This window comes from Paludisphaera soli (genome assembly GCF_011064595.1).
Taxonomy (GTDB): Bacteria; Planctomycetota; Planctomycetia; order Isosphaerales; family Isosphaeraceae; genus Paludisphaera; species Paludisphaera soli.
Genome location: NZ_JAALJI010000002.1, coordinates 366,513 through 382,375, shown reverse-complemented (window position 1 = coordinate 382,375; position 15,863 = coordinate 366,513). Strand labels below are relative to the sequence as shown.

Genomic DNA, 15,863 nt, shown 5'->3' with positions numbered 1-15,863 from the left:
AGGCCGGCGAGGTGTCGATCTGACTCGAAGCCATGTCCCGTCGTCAGGGACGCATCTCGACCGTTCAGACGATGAGGGGACGCCTGTGCTGCAGCTCCGCGACCCGATCGCCCAGTGCGAAAGCCGCTATTCCTGTTCGTAGGGCGAGCTGAAATCCTCGTGATAGATGCCCGGTTGCGGCGGGCCGAGGAGGGAGCGGTCGAGAATTCCGCCGATGTACATGTAGAAATCACGTCCGAAGTGAACGTAGAAGCTCCTCCTTCCCCTGAGCTTGCACCAGGCTTCCTCGCGTAGGCACGTCCGGATCACCGCCTCGATGTCCGGTCCCGACAGGATGAGGCCCTCCGCGAGGCGCGGGACGATCGCGGGACGCAACTCTTGGATGCGGGAGCGAGCAGGTTCGTCCCGAAATCCTGGCTGCTCCTCCAGGCGGTGAACTTCGAGCGAATCGATGCTCGCCGCAATCATGAATCGGCGGACCGTCTCGACGTAGGCGTCCTCGACCGCAAGATAGTCCGAAACGGTGAAGACGCGGGTCCCGAAAGTCCTGCCGATGTCCCAGGACGAAGTCGGCTCGTCGCCGGTGAAGCAACCCCGGCCGTCCCTCAGGCCGGGGTCGTACTTCGTCGTCCTCAGACGAATCATCAATCCACCACCTCCAGCCGGATCTCGTCCGAGTTCCCCTTCAGCTCGGGTGCGTACATGGCCTCGCCGCGGGCGGGGAGGGCGTGGAACTTGCCGGGGATCTCGGCGCGGAGGCGGTAGGCGACGCTGTGCCTGCCGCGCGAGAGGCGGGGGACGAGGAACGCGACGCGCTCGTCGCGGTACTCGACGTAGGCCCCCATGTCGTTGCCGTTGTAGCCGCTGCGGACCTCGACGGGCTCGAAGCCGGCGGCCTTGAAGTCCTCGAAGACGAGGTACTCGTAGTCGTTCTTGCTGTCGATCTCCAGCTCCACCTCGACCAGCTCGCCGCTCTTGAGGGTCGCGCCGTCGGCGAGGGGCTCGCGGCGGTACTTCTCGACGCGCTGCGAGACCGCCTGGCCCCGGCCGCCGGCCACGTCGACCTGCTTGTCGTCGCGGATCAGGCGGTAGGCCTGGCGGTTCACCTTCACCTCCAGCCCGGCGCGGGCGATGGGGTCTTCGAGCGTGAAGTTGGTCAGGTAGGTGTTGAAGTAAAGCGGCCCCGATCCCTTCTTGGTGAAGGTGATCGCGTGCTCGCCCGAGTCCAGCTCCGCCCCTTCGAGGACGAGGGACGCGTCGAAGCCGAACAGGTTCGCCGGCGTGATGGTCACCTCCTTGCGGACCTGGCCGTCGACGGCGATGGCGACCGACAGGTTCGGCTTGTCCTCGCCGCTGGCCTTGAGGTACTCGGACAGGGCCTCGACGTTGTACGCGGTGTCGCGGGTGGACTTCCAGTACGCGCCGTGTTCGCGGTTGTTGAGGATGTACTTGACCAGCCGCGAGGCCAGCCGGCCCTTGGGATCGGTCCGGGCGAGGAGCTTGAGATAGAAGGCGTCGGTCTCGGTCTCGCTGCCGTACCAGTACCACCAGGAGCCCTCGTTGGGGAGCTTCAGCCAGGCGGTCTGGTTCTCCTCGTCCTCGACGACGAACTGGGCGACGTTCTGGAGCACCTTGGCCAGCTTGTCGGCCTCGCCGAACTTGTGCAGGGCCAGGCCGTAGAGGCACTTGCCGTAGACCGAGAGGCCGGGGCGGTCGCGCTCCAGGAAGTCGATCATGCCGGGCGTGCGGACGTCGGCGTCGGCCAGGACCAGGAAGACCAGGGCGTCGAGGTCGTCGGCCGCCTTCTTGTAGGGCTTGGTCTCCGTGAGCCCGTTCTTGAGCAGGCTCACCTGCTCGGCCTGATGATTGGTGAGCCAGGCGACGCCCCGTTCGAGCATGCCTTCGGGCAAGGCCAGGTCGTTCCTCCGGGCGATCTGGAGGCCGTGGACGACCTGCGCCGTGGTGTGGGCGTACGACCGCTCGCCATAGCCCGAGAACCAGCCCCAGCCGCCGTCGGAGAGCTGCATCTCGGCCAGGCGGTCGAGCCCCGCGCGGGACATCTTGACGACCTCGTCCATGTCGAAGACCGGGTTCTTCTTCGGCTGCGCCGGCCCCTGGAATCGCGGCCGGTTGGGACCGAGTTCCTGGGCGTTGAGGTTCGTGTGCGCGGCCTGGATCGCCTTCAGGTCGACTCCCATGTCGATCAGCGTCCGCTGGGTGATGACCGTGGGGAGGAACCGGTTGAGGGTCTGCTCGGTGCAACCGTAGGGGTAGTCGGCGAGGTAGGGGAGGGCGTCCACCAGCGCCCCGGCGAGGGTCGGCGAATACCGGACTTCGAGCCGGGTCTGCTCCGGCCGGCGCTCGGCGGGGACGTTGATGGTCACCTTGGCCTCGGTGTCGTCGGGCCGCATGGCTCCGGCGACGGCCTCCATCTTGAGCATGCCGTGGACGTAGGCCGGGAAGGTCATCTGGGCGGCGTCCGAATCGCTATCCGCCAGGGCCTTCATGCGGACGACGGCCTGGCCCTCGTGCGCGACCTTCACCGTCCAGTCGACGCGGGCCTCGCCGCCGGCGGCCAGCTCGATGGTCTTCGAGCTCTCCGTCATCGGCTCCAGGACGCTCCCGTCCAGCTCCAGGACGACCTGGACCGACTTCGCCTCCTTGAGCTTGCTGTGGACGACGGCCGACAGCACGACCTCGTCCTTCTGGACGAAGAAGCGCGGGGCCTGGAGCCGGACGAGCAGGTCCTTGGAGGTCGTGAACTCGGCCTCGGCCTGGCCCACGCGGGTCCCCAGGCCCATCGTCCAGGCGCGGGTCTTCCAGGTCGTCAGGCTGTCGGGGAGCGGGAATTCCAGGTCGGCCGTGCCGTCGGCCTTCGTCTCGACCGCGGCGGACCAGAAGGCGGTGTCGGCGAAGTTGGTGCGTACGGCGGGCGCCGGCCCGGCCTGGGGGCCGTCGCCGGCGTCGAAGTCCATCACCGTCCGATCGCCGACCTTGCCCTTCTCCATGCTTTTGAACTCGGCCCCATCCATGGCCATCTCGCCCCGCATCATCATGGGGCCGGCTTCGGGGGCGGGGGCGGCCATCGCCATCGGCGCGGCGGGGGCCATGCCGAGCATCGCCCCGCCCATGCCCCCCATGCCGCCGGCCATCCCTCGGAACCGCATGCCGCCGGGGGCCATACCGCCGCCGAAGACGCCGAGGTCGGCCATCGGCGTCTCCTTCTCCTTCAACAGGTTGAAGAACCGCCGGGAGAGGCTCGAATCGGCCTGGGGGTCGTGCGACCGCTTCCACTTCCAGAAGACGTCCTTGATGGGTTCGACGTTCGAGCCGCCCGAGATGTACTCGACGGCCTTGTCGTAGACGGTCAGCACGGTCGAGCCGACGAACGGCTTGCCGTCCGGGCCGGTGAGCTTGAGCGCGAGCTTCGCCTTCTCGCCCGGCTTGTACGTCTCCTGCGAAGGCTTCACCTCCACGTCCACCACCCGCGATTCCGGCGGCACGGCGATCTCGCGGGCCTGGTCGTGGACCTGGCCGTTGGAGATCGTCATCGCTTCGAGGAACAGGTTGGGCATGTCGGCCGCCGCGACGTCGATCTCGACGGTCTCGGTCTTCCCGCGCATCTGGAACGTCGACGGGGCGGGATACACCCCGTTCGTCGGCCGGACGAACAGCAGGACGGTGGAGTTCGCGCGATTGGTGTTGATGAGCAGGCGGACCTTCTCGCCGGGCTTGTAGTCCTTCCTGTCCGGGATGATCTCCAGGTCGTCGAACCGGAAGCTCGCCCCGTTGAAGCCCTGTCCGGCGACCGTCAGCAGGTAACCCCCCTCGATCGTGTGGCCCTGGCCGTCGTCCACCGTGGCCGAGATCCGATACTGGCCCGGCTCGGCCGCCTTGATGGACTGCGAGCCTCGGCCGTCGGCGTCGAGCTTCAAGGGCCAGCTTTCCAGGGGAGTCTCCACCGGCTTGCCGTCGGCCTCGTAGGTCACCTTCAGGAGCTTGAGCGTCCCCTCGCCGACGACCGGCTTGCGATCGAGCGTCTGGGCGCGGACCTCGGCCTGGATGGTGTCGCCGGCGCGGTAGTGGCCGCGGTCGAGCCAGGTGTAGACGGTGAACGGCTTGCGGGCGACGAGCACGTCGCCGTTGCCGACGATCGTCCGCCGCGACGCGTCGGTCACCTGGGCCTCGACCTCGTACTTGTGGTCGCGGTCGGGGTGGGCGGCCTTGGCGAACGCGGTGTCGATCTCGATTTCCACTTTGCCGTCGGGCCCGATGGGGACCTCGGCGTCGGCGACGACCTCGGGCGGGCCTTCGGGGCGGTGCCACCACCAGGGCTCCGGCGCCCGCGTCCCCCAGGCGTTCCAGCCGGGATACCACGCGTAATCGCCGGCGAACCACCAGTAGCCCGATCCGTACAGCCAGTCCCATCGCATGACCGGGAACCAGCGGTCGTCGGCGTACTTTCGCGTGATCTTGTACTTGACCGTCCCCTGCGTGACGGGGCCGCCGAAGTAGTAGTCGGCCTGGATCGTGGCCTTGACCTTCTCCCCCAGCGCGACGGGCTTGTCGGGGGCCTCGACCTTCACCTCGAACTCGGGCTTCTTGTACTCCTCGACCCGGAACGACCCGCCGCCCTGGTTGACGACGTTCAGGTAGTACATCCCCAGGGCGGCGTCGGAAGGCAGCTCGTACTCGCCGGCCAGGCCGCCGAAGGCGTCGGCGCGGAGGGTTTTCGTGAAGACCTTCTCGCCCTTGGGGTTGTTGATCTCGACGTTGAAGTCGCGGTCGGCGAACTCGGAGGGGCCCGGCCGGTCGTATCGCGACCGCGCGACCCAGAACTTGAACTTCACCGGGCCCCCCGGCCGGTAGACCGGGCGGTCGGTGACGGTGAAGACGCGGACCTGGTCGTAGACCTCCTCGGTTCGATCGAGGGGCCAGATGGGATTGAAGCCCAGGTAGGCGAGCCGGCCCTCGGCGGTGCGGGCGGTGGAGAGCCACTGGTACATCCCGCCGTCCTGGTCGGGCGGGGCGAGGGGGGCGACGACCTGCCCCTTGGCGTCGGCCCGGTGGGCTTCCTGCTTCACGTCGACCTGAAACCGCCGGCCGCCGTCGATCTGCCGCATCCGCCAGCCGAACAGCTCCAGGTTCGCGCCGGCGACCGGCGCGCCGGTGAGGGCGTCGGCCGCGTAGTAGAACGAGCTGTTCCCCATCGGCTTGCGGACGAGCACCGTGTCGTCGATCCAGGCCACGATCCGGCCGACGTTGCCCCCCTCCATCTGCGCGGTGACCAGGTAGGCCCCGGCCTTCTGGAGCGGGGTGGTGACGGCGATCCGGCGGTCGAAGTGGTCGGCCGGCGGGTCGAGGTCCAGTTCCCAGCGGGCGACGGACTCGCCCTGATACTGCCGCTGGTTCAGCGAAACGATCCGGGCGCCGATTTCGTTCACGTCGATCCGCTGCCAGTCGACCTGCTCCGGACGGCCCTTGATGTACGCCTTCACGTCGTTCAGCAGCTTGTCGACGAGGAGGCGGTGGGCCTCGAACCGGACCTTGCGGCCGTTGCGGAACGAGAAGTCGACCGTCGCGCCCCGGCCGGCGACGTGCGTCGAGGCGGGCTCGAACCGGCCCCAGGGGGCCTCGATCTGGTCGATGTTCCGCTGGTAGACGCCGTCGGGGTCGCCGTACTTGGTCTTGGCGAGCTTCCAGTACTCGGCCGCGCGGACGAACTGCCGGCGGTTCTGGAACAGCCCGGCGAGGGCGATGGTGGCGTCCTGGGCCTTGCCGGTCTTCGGGTCGTCGAGGATCGATTGATAGATCTTGATCGGATTGAACTCGTCGGGGAGCGTGAACCGCTTGACGCCCGAGGCCAGCCGGGCGACGGTCTCGTCGTCCTTGAGGGTCTCCAGCGCGTAGATGCTGGTGGTCGGGCCGTCGGGCTGGCCGTCGCCGTCCTCGTCGACGAACGGCTGGACGCCGCCGCCCAGTGTCTGGGGGCCGAACTGGCTCAGCGCGAAATCGCCGAGGGTCATGCGGGCCGTGTTCAGCAGATCCGCATCGGCCTCGACCGACTGGGCGAGGGCCCATCGCCAGCGCTCGCCGTCGTTGGCCGCCTTGTCGAAACTCTCTGGGACGCGGTAATAGACGGGCGAGCCCTCGGCGTCCACGGGGGCGCCGGTCGGCGATCCGCCCCAGCCTCCCATCATCATTCCGAAGCTTTCGTCGAAGTCGGGCAGGTCGTCGATCGCCGTCAGGCTCTGGAACCGCCAGGCCGCGCCGGGGTATCGGCCGAAGGCCAGGGCGCGGGCCAGGGTCTGGAAGAAGCGACCGGCGCGGGGGCGGTCCGGTTCGGCCTTCATCGCCTCGATCGACCCGGTCAGGAGCTGGAGGGCCCGCACGCGATCGCGCTCGGTGGCGTCGACGTAGCGGCCGTCCTGCCCACGCTGGCGACCGCGCGAGAACTCGCCCGCGACGACGAACCCCTGGTGGGTGACCGAGTCCAGGTAGCACGTCGCCACGGCGACCGCCGTCCGGGCGTCGTCCTTCCGCGCGGCGAGTGCCGACTCCAGGAACTCGTCCGACTCGTCCGGCCGCCCGAGCCGGGCCAGGCAGAGGAGGCCCCGCTTGAGGGACTCCTCGACCTCGGCGGGGTCGGTCCCGGGGGCCTGCGTCAACGCCCGGTAGACGTCGTAGGCGTCCTTGAAGTTGCCCTGCTGCATCAGGGCGTCCGCCTCGGCCTTGGTCCGGGCCTTCGGCGGCTCCGCGCCGGAGAGACCGACGACCGCGCCTCCGAGCACGACCAGGGACGCCGCGGCGGCGAGCAGAGCGAAGGTGAACATTTTCATGACGGCCTCGCGCGAGACGGACGGGATTCGGGGCCGGCGTTCCTTGCCGGACAGGTCACCTCTATCATAGACGATCCAGCCCGGCGTTTCTTAGGGTCGAATCGGGAGGACGCCGATTGATTCGACGGTCTCTGGCCGATCCTTTCGGGCGGCCGGCGAAGACCCATCGGCCCCTGGACTGAAGTGGCGAAATCAAGCGGGGCGATGATATGCGACGGGGACGATTCCGGATCGGATGCCTGATGGTCGTCATCTACATTGTCGCCGCGACGGTGGCGGCCGTCGTTTCGCCGTTTGACAACATCGCCCTCGCTTCCCTGCTTATCCCCGCCTTCGCCTTCCTGCTGGCGGCCGTCTGGGTCCTCGTCTTGGTCGTGCCCTACTCTCACCTCACGATCCGAGGGCCCCTCTGCCCGGCCTGTGGGAAGTGGCGGCTGACCTGCTCGCAGGTGGTGCTTTCCTTCCCTCTACCTTCGGCCGTCCACCGATGCCCGGGATGCGGGTCGCGATACGGGCGGCGGTTCTTCGGCCCCTGGCTGGAACTAGGCGCGGAAGACCATCGATCGACCGGGCCGCCGGGCCAAGCCTGGCCGGACTCGCGAGCCTGACGGCGATTAGACCGGAAATCCGGCGACGCCGTTTCCCAATCCGCGAACGTCGACCATCGTCTACCCAGGGGTTACTGCGCGCGGAGCCTGGCGCAACGCCTGGCGGTGCGGGCGGATCGGGCCGACGGAGACATCGAAAACGCGCCGAACGAAGCCAATTCTTCTACGCGGTTAAAATATTGTGATGTAACGACTTGGGTAGAAAAATCGGCGCGCGAACGAACCCAATCGAAGCCAATTGCCGGAGGGCGGCGATGTCAGCCGAAGGCGATCACCAGGCGGAACAGTTCGCCGGCCATGAGGTCGACCCAGACGCCGTCGCCCTCGACGGAGAGGTCGCCGATCGCCTCGCCCTGGAGGTCGTACTGGCGGGCCCAGGTGGGGTTGCGGAAGAACCGGAGTCGGCAGCGGGCGTGGTAGCCGGCGGTCTCGACGAGGTGGACGTCGAGGCCCCATCCGCGCTCGTCGTACGTCTCGTGCAGGAAGCCGACGTGGGTGACGGCGACGGCCTGGCTGTCGGTGCGCATCAGCCAGCCGCGATCGCCCAGCGGCGGCGGGCCGGCGTCGGTCTCGACGACGATCGCGGGGGTGACGAAATCCTGGGCGGCCCGGTGGGGGTGCTCGGAATCCAGCACCACGGCCAGGCTGAACTCGCGGCCGGTCTCCGAACCGGCGACGAGCAGGGTGTCGAGCATCCGGCCGCCGTTCCGCTTGTGGTAGGGGAGGCCGCCGAAGACCATCGCGGTGCGTTGCCGGCGCATGGAGACGTCGATCGCGTCGGGCGTCTCGGGCCGCTCGGCGTCGGTCGTCTCGGGGGAGAGGAAGGCCAGGCGGCGGAGCGTCGACGTGGCGTCGGGCCAGGCCCAGCGGCAGGCGAGGTGGCGCGTCCAGGGGTCGGACCCGGCGGTGGTCGCGGCCCACGAGGGGTCGACGTCGCTCACGGTCACGTCCAGTTCGACGACCGGCCGGCCGGTCCAGAGTCGGCAGCGCTGGGTCACGCGGGCCAGGGGCTGGCCGGACTTCGGGTCGAGCAGGTGCGAGGAGGCCACCGCCTGCACGACGGCCGGCCCGGCGAACTCGACCTCGAACGACAGCCGCTTCATCCGCGAGGCGGCCGGCTGGCCGTCGTTGCCGACGAGGCCGGTCAGCACCACCTGCTGGGCGACGCGGGCCGTCGGCTCGCCGATCGCCAGGATCCCCCGCAGGCCGCCGGACTCCGGGTCGAATTCGACCTCCAGCGTCTCGTTCTTGAGCACGTTCCCGCTCGCCGACACCTTCCCCAGTTCGGCCGCCGGCCGCTCCGGGTCGGTGTCGCGGGGGATCCAGGCGAAGCCGAAGGCCGGCAGGTCGACGACCGCCGCCACCCCCTCGTCGATGAGCTGCGCGGCGATCAGCGGGCCCTCGGGCCGCAGGTCGGGCGAGGCCCCCGGCAACACCACGGCGACCTTGCGCGCCACGTCCAGCGGGTTGAAGACGAGGTAGCCGCGACGGGCCTCGGCCTTCGGCTCGGCCCCGAAGCCGATGCTCCTGCCCAGGGCGGCCGACCACTCCGCTTCGAGGCCGTCAAGGGCCGTCGCGGCCTCGTCGTATCGCCGCGTCTCGATGGCGGCCTCGGCCTGCTCGATCGCCGAGAGTTCGGCCTGGACGGCGTCCGGGTCGATGACGGCCGCGTCGGGGTGCGAGGCGTCGACGGCCCTCGCCAGGGAGCGCAGCCAGTGGACGGACTCCAGCCGGGCGCGGAGGCGGTGGTGGCGGGGGAACCGGGTGATCGCCTCGGGGTCGCGGGCGGCGACGGCCTGGGCCAGATAGGGGGAGGCGTAGGCGTCGGGCTCGGGGCGGAACGACTCGTAGGGGCGGTCGGTGAGCTGGAAGTAGTCGTTCACCGTGGCCCAGCGGCCGAAGACCGGCGAGAGCCTGGCCGCCCGTCGGAGGTCCTGATACCACGAGGCCGTCGGCGACGGCCAGTGGACGAGCGGCAGCGTGGCGATGGTGTCGGTGCGCATCGTCGCGGCCAGCTTCCAGGGGAACATCAGCCCCTGCGAGGGACGGTCGGCCGCGATCGGCAGTCGGAAGAGGGATTCCAGGCTGGAGCCCTCGGGGCTTTCCCAGAGCTTCTTCGGCTCGCGAGTCACCGGGAACCGGCCGCCGTCGAGCGCGAAGTGGACGGCGAAGCGGTAGCCGTGCCGCCGGCCCAGCTGGGCGACCTGGGGCCAGAGCCCGAACCGGCGGCGGGCGTAGGTCTCCACGTTGCGGTCGTCCAGGAACTCGCGGTACACCTCGCCGCCGCGACGGAACTGCCAGAGGGTGGACTCGATCGGCAGGAGGGGATCCTCGGCCTCGGCGTAGGTCCCGCCGATGACGTCGACCCAGCCGTCCGTGATCGCCTGGCCGAGCGCCGGGACGACCTCGGGGTCGAGCTTCGCCTGAGCCTCGATCGCCTGGGCCTGGGCCAGGAAGGTGATCGCGACGTTCGACTCCAGCGCCCGGGCGATCGACCCGGCGGGGAGGGCCGGGTCGAGCAGGCAGAGGTCCACGAGGTAGGCGTCGACCGAGTAGACGTGCTCGCGGGCCTGGGTCAGGATCTCGAAGGCCGCCTTGAGCCGGCCGGGGACAGCCTCGGCGTCGCCGGCGGACCAGGCGTCGGCCGCGGCGAAGACCTCGCGGGCCAGGGCTTCCTCGTTGATCGCGTCCGGCCGTCCCATCGCCGAGGCCAGGTCGCGGACCATCCAGCGAACCATCCCCAGCGCCAGGAAGTCGGCGGCGAGGCCGTCGAGCGCGGCGTCTCCGGCCGGGGCGTCCACGCCGAGCCGATCCTGCAGTTCGCGGATCGTCCGGTCGCGGTCGGGGCTGGACTCCATCAGCATCGCGCCGGCGTCCTCGGCCTGGGTGCGGTAGCCGGAGGGGAGGCGGTCGAGCAGGCCGTCGACGACCAGCCGGACCTCGCCCGGCCCGGGGGGCGTGGGGGCGGTGAGCGACTCGACCCGGGGCGCGACGGCGGCCTTCGCCAGCAGCGAGGGGTGCCACAAGGCCGTCACGGCGCACCAGGCAGCCTGGGCCTCGGCGTCGGTGAGCCCGGCCGAGGGCTCCTTGCCGGCGTCCGGGATCAGCGCCGTGAGCGTCCGGCCGGTCCGAGGGGGCGCGGGGGGCGCTTCCGGGGCGGGCTCGGGGACGGGGGGCTCGGTGTAGGGTTCGAAGACGCCGGACGGCGGTTCGGTCGCGGGTGTGGGGTTCGGCTCTTGGGGCTCGGCGTCGGGCGTGCTCATGCAATCAGGCTCCGAGTTCGGTCCGGAGTTCGCGAAGCTCGGCGGTCAGGGCGTCGACCCGGCCGCGGAGCTCCTCGACCTCGGCGCGGAGGGCGGCGATCTCCTCGCGCCAGCCGGGGGCCGATTCGCCCCGGGTCGTGGACGACCGTGGGGCGGGCTCGTCGTCCGCGGGGACGGCGGCGTTGGCGGCGGCCTGCCGGACCTTCGCCAGCTCCTCGGGCGGGTACAGCCCGTGGGTCACGATCACTCCGCGCTTCTGGCCGGGGGGCGACAGGTAGACCACCAGGTTGCGGCTGGCCAGCGCTTCGAGCTGGGCCTGCAAGGCCGGGAGGTCGGCGAGCGGCTCCATCCGGCTGGCCCGCGCCCGCAGGTCGCCCTCGGTCTGGGGGCCGCGCAGCAACAGCTCGGCGACGACGGCCAGCTCGACCTTGCTCACCTTGAGCCAGTCGTACATCGTGTGCTTCCAGCGCTGGACGCGCCCGCCGCCTTCGACGAGGATCGTCGCCCCCTTCTTGCGGAGGGCGTGGAGCGTGTCCTCCACGTCGTCGGCGTCGTAGGTGACGACGGGGTCGCGGTTGCTCTTCTGGTTGCAGCCGGTGACGATGGCGGCGACCGTCAGCGGATAGTACTCGGGCGTGGTCTTGGCCTTCTCGACCAGCACCCCCAGCACCCGACGCTCGCGGGCGTTGAGCGGCACCCAGGAGACCGCCGGGGCGGCCGTCGCTTCGTTCTCGGTCATGATCGGTTCGATCCCCGTCGTGTCGAGGCGAGGAGGGAGAGGCCCCCCGAAGGGCCCATCGTAGCCGGGCCGGCGAGGGCTGAACAACCCTCAGGAGATCTCGGCCACCCGGTCGACGACCGCCTTGAAGTGGCGAGCGGGGTCGACGGGCGGCTCGGGCCAGACGGTCAAGGGGCCGTGGTAGGCGATCTCTTCCAGGGCGCCGACGTACTCCTCCCAGTCGAGGGCGCCGGCGGGGTAGCCGATCCCTCGGGGGTTGCGGGCGGTGATCGTCCCGCCGGTCGGGTCGCCGGCGTAGGCGTGGGCGACCCAGTCGTGCAGGTCGCGCGTCGCGGCCACCGGGTCGATCCCGGCGCGGAGGAGGTTGGGCGGGTCGATGCTGACGGCGATCGCCGGGTGGGCCAGCGCGTCCAGGAACGTCCGCAGGTGGTCGATCGGGTCGGGGCCGGTTTCCAGCGTCAGGCGGACGCCGCGATGCTCCGCGCGGGCGCCGAGGGTGGCGACGACGTTGGTGAACGTCTCGCGCTTGGGGGCGTCGTCGGCGGCCGGGATCGGCCCGGCCTGCGCCAGGACGAGACGGGTGCCGAGGTCGAAGGCCAGGGCGAAGACGGCGTCGGCGCGTCGGAGGCGCTCATCGAGCTGGTCGAGCGAGTCGAACGGCCGGCGGGTGGGGAGGACCATCGCGGTCAGCGAGACCTCGACCGATCGCAGCTGATGCTTCAGGTCGCGACGGCCGGTCTCGCCCAGGCGGTGGGGGGCGATATCGCCCGAGGCTTCCAACACCACGCCCTTCGCGCCGAGGCGGGCGGCCTGGAGGATCTGCTCGCGGATCGGTCGGGTCGGGTCGAGCCTGAGGCCGAGGGGGTTTCGTATCATCGTGGCGATCGATCGGGCCTGGAGTTGGAGCCGCCGGGGCTGTCGAGGAGACTCGACTCCCGTATACTTTCCCCTTAGACTACGCGACGCCGACAGGTTTGGAGAGGTCAATCCCCCGTGGGAGTGCCGCAGACGCCGACGACCGTGCGGATCCCCCTGGACCTCCCGGCCGACCGCCTGGTCGCCGCGGTCGGCACCTGGCCCGAGCCGGCGATCCTCGCCAGCGGGCCCGGCTTCGGCGACGCCGGACGCTGGAGCATCCTGGCCGCCTATCCCCGGCTGGTCTTCGAGGCCATCGACCGCCGCTGGTCAATCCGCACCGACGCCGGCTCGGTCGAGGCGGGCGAAGGCCCGCTGTCCCGGCTGGAAGTCCTGACGCGGGAACACCGCCTGGCCGACCCCGGCGACGAGCCCGACCCGAATCCCGACGCCTGCCCCTTCCAGGGGGGCCTGATCGGCTTCCTCGGCTACGACCTCGCCCCGGAGCTGGAGCGACTCCCCCGCAAGGCTCCGCGCGACTCCCGACTGCCCGACGTCCGCATGGCCCTGCACGACACGGCCGTCGTCCTCGACCGCGAACGCGGCACGGCCGCGATCCACGCCTGGGACCTGCTGGGCGAGGGCCGCGAGGCCGTCGAACGCCGGGCGAGGTTCTGGCGACGGGCCCTCCGCGACGCCGCCGCCTCGCCCCGGCTTCCCGGCGCGACCAACCTCGGCCCCCTGACCGGCGGCTTCACGCGCGACGAGTACCTGGCCGCCGTCGGCCGATCGCTCGAATACATCCGCGCCGGGGACGTCTTCCAGATCAACCTCTCCCAGCGGTTCACGGCGCGCGGCCGCGTCGACCCGCTGGCTCTCTTCCTGCGGCTGCAGGAAGAGAGCCCCGCGCCGTTCGCCGCCTTCCTGCGGTGGCGCGACCTGGCGGTGGTGTCGGCGAGCCCCGAGTGGTTCTACCAGACGCGGGGGAGCCGGATCGTCACCCGCCCCATCAAGGGCACCCGCCCGCGCGGGGAGACGCCCGAGGCCGACGCGGCGCTCGCCGCCGAGCTGACCGCCTCGGAGAAGGACCGCGCCGAGCTGATCATGATCGTCGACCTGGAGCGCAACGACCTGGGGCGCGTCTGCCGCTACGGCTCCGTCGAGGTGGTCGACCCGCTCGCCCTGGAGAGCTACGCGCAGGTGCATCACCTGGTGGCGACCGTCGAGGGGACGCTCCGCGAGGGGGTCGGGCCGATCGACGTCGTCCGTGCGACCTTCCCGGGGGGCTCGATCACCGGCGCGCCCAAGATCCGGGCGATGGAGATCATCGACGAGCTGGAGCCGACGCGGCGGAGCCTCTACACGGGGGCGATCGGCTATCTCAGTCGCGGCGGGACCAGCGGCTTCAACATCGCGATCCGCACGGCGATCGTCGAGGGGGACCGGGTCGGCTACCAGGTCGGCGGCGGCCTCGTCGCCGACTCCGACCCCGAGGCCGAGTACGAGGAGACGCTCCACAAGGGGAAGGGCCTGCGTCGCGTCCTGACCGGGGAGGACGCCCGATGATCTGGACCCGAGGCGCGGTCGTCGCCGACGAGGCGCTGACGGTGAGCGTCCTGGACCGGACGTTCGAACACGGCCTGGGCCTGTTCGAGACGCTCCGGACCTGGGACGGCCGGCCGACGCTCCTCCCCCGGCACCTCGATCGCCTGAGTCGATCGGCCGGCGAACTCGGCCTGCCGCTCGACGGGGTCGTCCTGCCGACCGCCGAGGACGTGCAGGCCCTGCTGGAGGCCGACGGCCGCGAGGGGGACGCCCTGCTGCGGATCACGCTGACGGGGGGGCTCTCGGCGACTTCCGGCTCGACGCTCTGGATGCGGTCGGGGCCGCTCCCCGCGCCGCCGCCGCCCGAGGGGGCCGTGTTGGGGACGGTCGGGCCGGCGCGGCTGGACCCGCTGGCGGGATACAAGTCGCTGAACTACTGGCCGTATCGCCTGCTGCACGACCAGGCGCGGGCGGAGGGGTGCGACGAGGCGCTGCTCGTGGACAAGACGGGCGCGGTGTGCGAGGGGAGCCGGACCAACGTCTTCTTCGTCGTCCGGGGCGACCTCGTCACGCCGCCGGCCGACGGCCGGATCGTGCCGGGGATCATGCGGGGCCTGGTCGTCGAGCGGGCCCGTGCGCTGGGGACGCGGGTCGAGGAGGCGGCTCTCTCGCTGCTCGACCGGCGGCTCCACCCCGAGGAGGTCTTCCTCACCAACGGCGTCCGGGGGATCGTCCCCGTCGGCCGGTGGGGGCGGGCCCGATTCCCCGCGCCGGGGCCGACGACCCGTCGGATCCAGGAAGGCGTTTCAAATTGGCTGGAAGCCGGAGGATTGTCGTGAAGACCGTCGCCGAGGTGGCCGGCTGGCTGGAGGGGTTCGCCCCGTCGCGGCTGGCCGAGAAGTGGGACAACGTGGGGCTCCTTTGGGGCGACCCCGACGCGGCCGTCGAGCGTGTGATGACCTGCCTGACCGTGACCGACGAGTCGGCGACGGAGGCGGTGCGCGAGGGGGCGGGGCTGATCGTGAGCCACCACCCGATCCTCTTCCGCGAGACCAAGCGGATCCGCGCCGACCTGCCGGCGACCGCCCCGCTCTGGAAACTCGCCCGCGCCGGCGTGGCCGTCGCCAGCCCGCACACGGCGTTCGACGGCGCGGAGGACGGGATCAACGCGGGGCTCTGCCGACGGTTGGGCCTGGTCGACGCCGCGCCGATCCGGCCGCACCCCGGGCCGGCGTCGTTCAAGGTGGTGGTCTTCACCCCCGAGGCGGATCGCGACGCCGTGCTCGCCGGGGCATTCGAAGCCGGCGCGGGGCGGATCGGCGACTATTCCGAGTGCTCGTTCGCGATCCCCGGCCACGGGACGTTCCTCGGCGGCGAGTCGACCGACCCGGCGGTCGGCGCGAGGGGGCGTCGCGAGACGGTCGCGGAGCTTCGGATCGAGATGGTCTGCCCCGGCGTCCGCCTGCCGGGGGTCCTGGCGGCGATCCGGGCGCGGCATTCCTACGAGGAGCCGGCGATCGACGTGCACCCCGTCGAGCCGCCCCCGTCCGCGCTCGGGGCGGGGCGGATCGGCCGGCTGGAAGCCCCCCGGACGTTCGGCGAGTTCGCCCGCTCGGCCTCGCGAGCCCTGGGGGGAGCGACGCTCCAGGTGGCCGGCGACCCGGCGGCCGTGGTCGAGCGGGTGGCCGTCTCCTGCGGGGCGGGGGACGACTTCCTGGGCGACGCGGCGAGGCTCGGCGCCCAGGTCCTGCTGACGGGCGAGGCGCGGTTCCATCGGGCGATCGAGGCGCGGGCGATGGGCGTCGGGCTGATCGTGGCCGGGCATTACGCCACGGAGCGGCCCGGCGTGGAAGACCTGGCCGAGCGGATCGCGCGGGCCTTCCCCGAACTGATCGTCTGGCCGAGCCGCGACGAGGCCGACCCGCTGGCCGTGCTGGTCGAGCCGAACCGCCCCTGAGCCGACCGGGACGGAGGGCGCGTCCGGTTCGAAAAGAAAGACCCCCGGGGAGACCCG

General features: G+C 71.1%; 9 protein-coding genes. 4 read left to right on the top strand and 5 right to left on the bottom strand.

Translation table 11 applies throughout. The features are described 5' to 3' along the window. Positions 1–126: 126 nt before the first annotated feature. The gene (locus G6O68_RS04435) at positions 127–645 is read right to left on the bottom strand and encodes a hypothetical protein (protein WP_165245226.1); all 519 of its coding nucleotides are present in this window, start codon (positions 643–645) and stop codon (positions 127–129) included. Further along, positions 645–6,839 carry an alpha-2-macroglobulin family protein gene (locus tag G6O68_RS04430; RefSeq protein WP_165245224.1) on the bottom strand — a complete coding sequence of 2,065 codons (6,195 nt, stop codon included), beginning with the start codon at positions 6,837–6,839 and terminating at the stop codon, positions 645–647. The genes G6O68_RS04435 and G6O68_RS04430 overlap by 1 nt, the downstream gene beginning before the upstream one ends. Before the next feature lie 209 nt (positions 6,840–7,048). Here G6O68_RS04430 and G6O68_RS04425 point away from each other — a divergent pair, with 209 nt between their 5' ends. Then, a complete protein-coding gene (locus G6O68_RS04425; RefSeq protein WP_165245222.1) occupies positions 7,049–7,447 on the top strand; it encodes a hypothetical protein in 399 nt (132 codons plus the stop codon). Between the two features lie 257 nt (positions 7,448–7,704). Here G6O68_RS04425 and G6O68_RS04420 read toward each other — a convergent pair whose 3' ends face one another. From G6O68_RS04420 to G6O68_RS04410, 3 genes are all read right to left on the bottom strand, one after another. Continuing rightward, a complete protein-coding gene (locus G6O68_RS04420) occupies positions 7,705–10,710 on the bottom strand; it encodes a glycosyl hydrolase family 38 (protein ID WP_165245220.1) in 3,006 nt (1,001 codons plus the stop codon). Between the two features lie 4 nt (positions 10,711–10,714). Further along, complete coding sequence (locus G6O68_RS04415; RefSeq protein ID WP_165245218.1) at positions 10,715–11,449, bottom strand: YceH family protein; 735 nt, start codon at positions 11,447–11,449, stop codon at positions 10,715–10,717. 90 nt (positions 11,450–11,539) lie between these two features. Continuing rightward, complete coding sequence (locus G6O68_RS04410; RefSeq protein ID WP_165245216.1) at positions 11,540–12,325, bottom strand: sugar phosphate isomerase/epimerase family protein; 786 nt, start codon at positions 12,323–12,325, stop codon at positions 11,540–11,542. Positions 12,326–12,442: 117 nt separating this feature from the next. Here G6O68_RS04410 and pabB point away from each other — a divergent pair, with 117 nt between their 5' ends. The 3 genes from pabB to G6O68_RS04395 are packed head-to-tail and all read left to right on the top strand — an operon-like array spanning position 12,443 to position 15,806. After that, positions 12,443–13,870 carry an aminodeoxychorismate synthase component I gene (pabB, locus tag G6O68_RS04405; protein ID WP_165245214.1) on the top strand — a complete coding sequence of 476 codons (1,428 nt, stop codon included), beginning with the start codon at positions 12,443–12,445 and terminating at the stop codon, positions 13,868–13,870. Continuing rightward, positions 13,867–14,688, top strand: coding sequence for an aminotransferase class IV (locus tag G6O68_RS04400; protein WP_165245212.1), 822 nt, complete (start codon positions 13,867–13,869; stop codon positions 14,686–14,688). Before pabB ends, G6O68_RS04400 begins: the two co-directional genes overlap by 4 nt. Further along, positions 14,685–15,806 carry a Nif3-like dinuclear metal center hexameric protein gene (locus G6O68_RS04395; protein WP_165245210.1) on the top strand — a complete coding sequence of 374 codons (1,122 nt, stop codon included), beginning with the start codon at positions 14,685–14,687 and terminating at the stop codon, positions 15,804–15,806. The genes G6O68_RS04400 and G6O68_RS04395 overlap by 4 nt, the downstream gene beginning before the upstream one ends. Positions 15,807–15,863 lie beyond the last annotated feature (57 nt).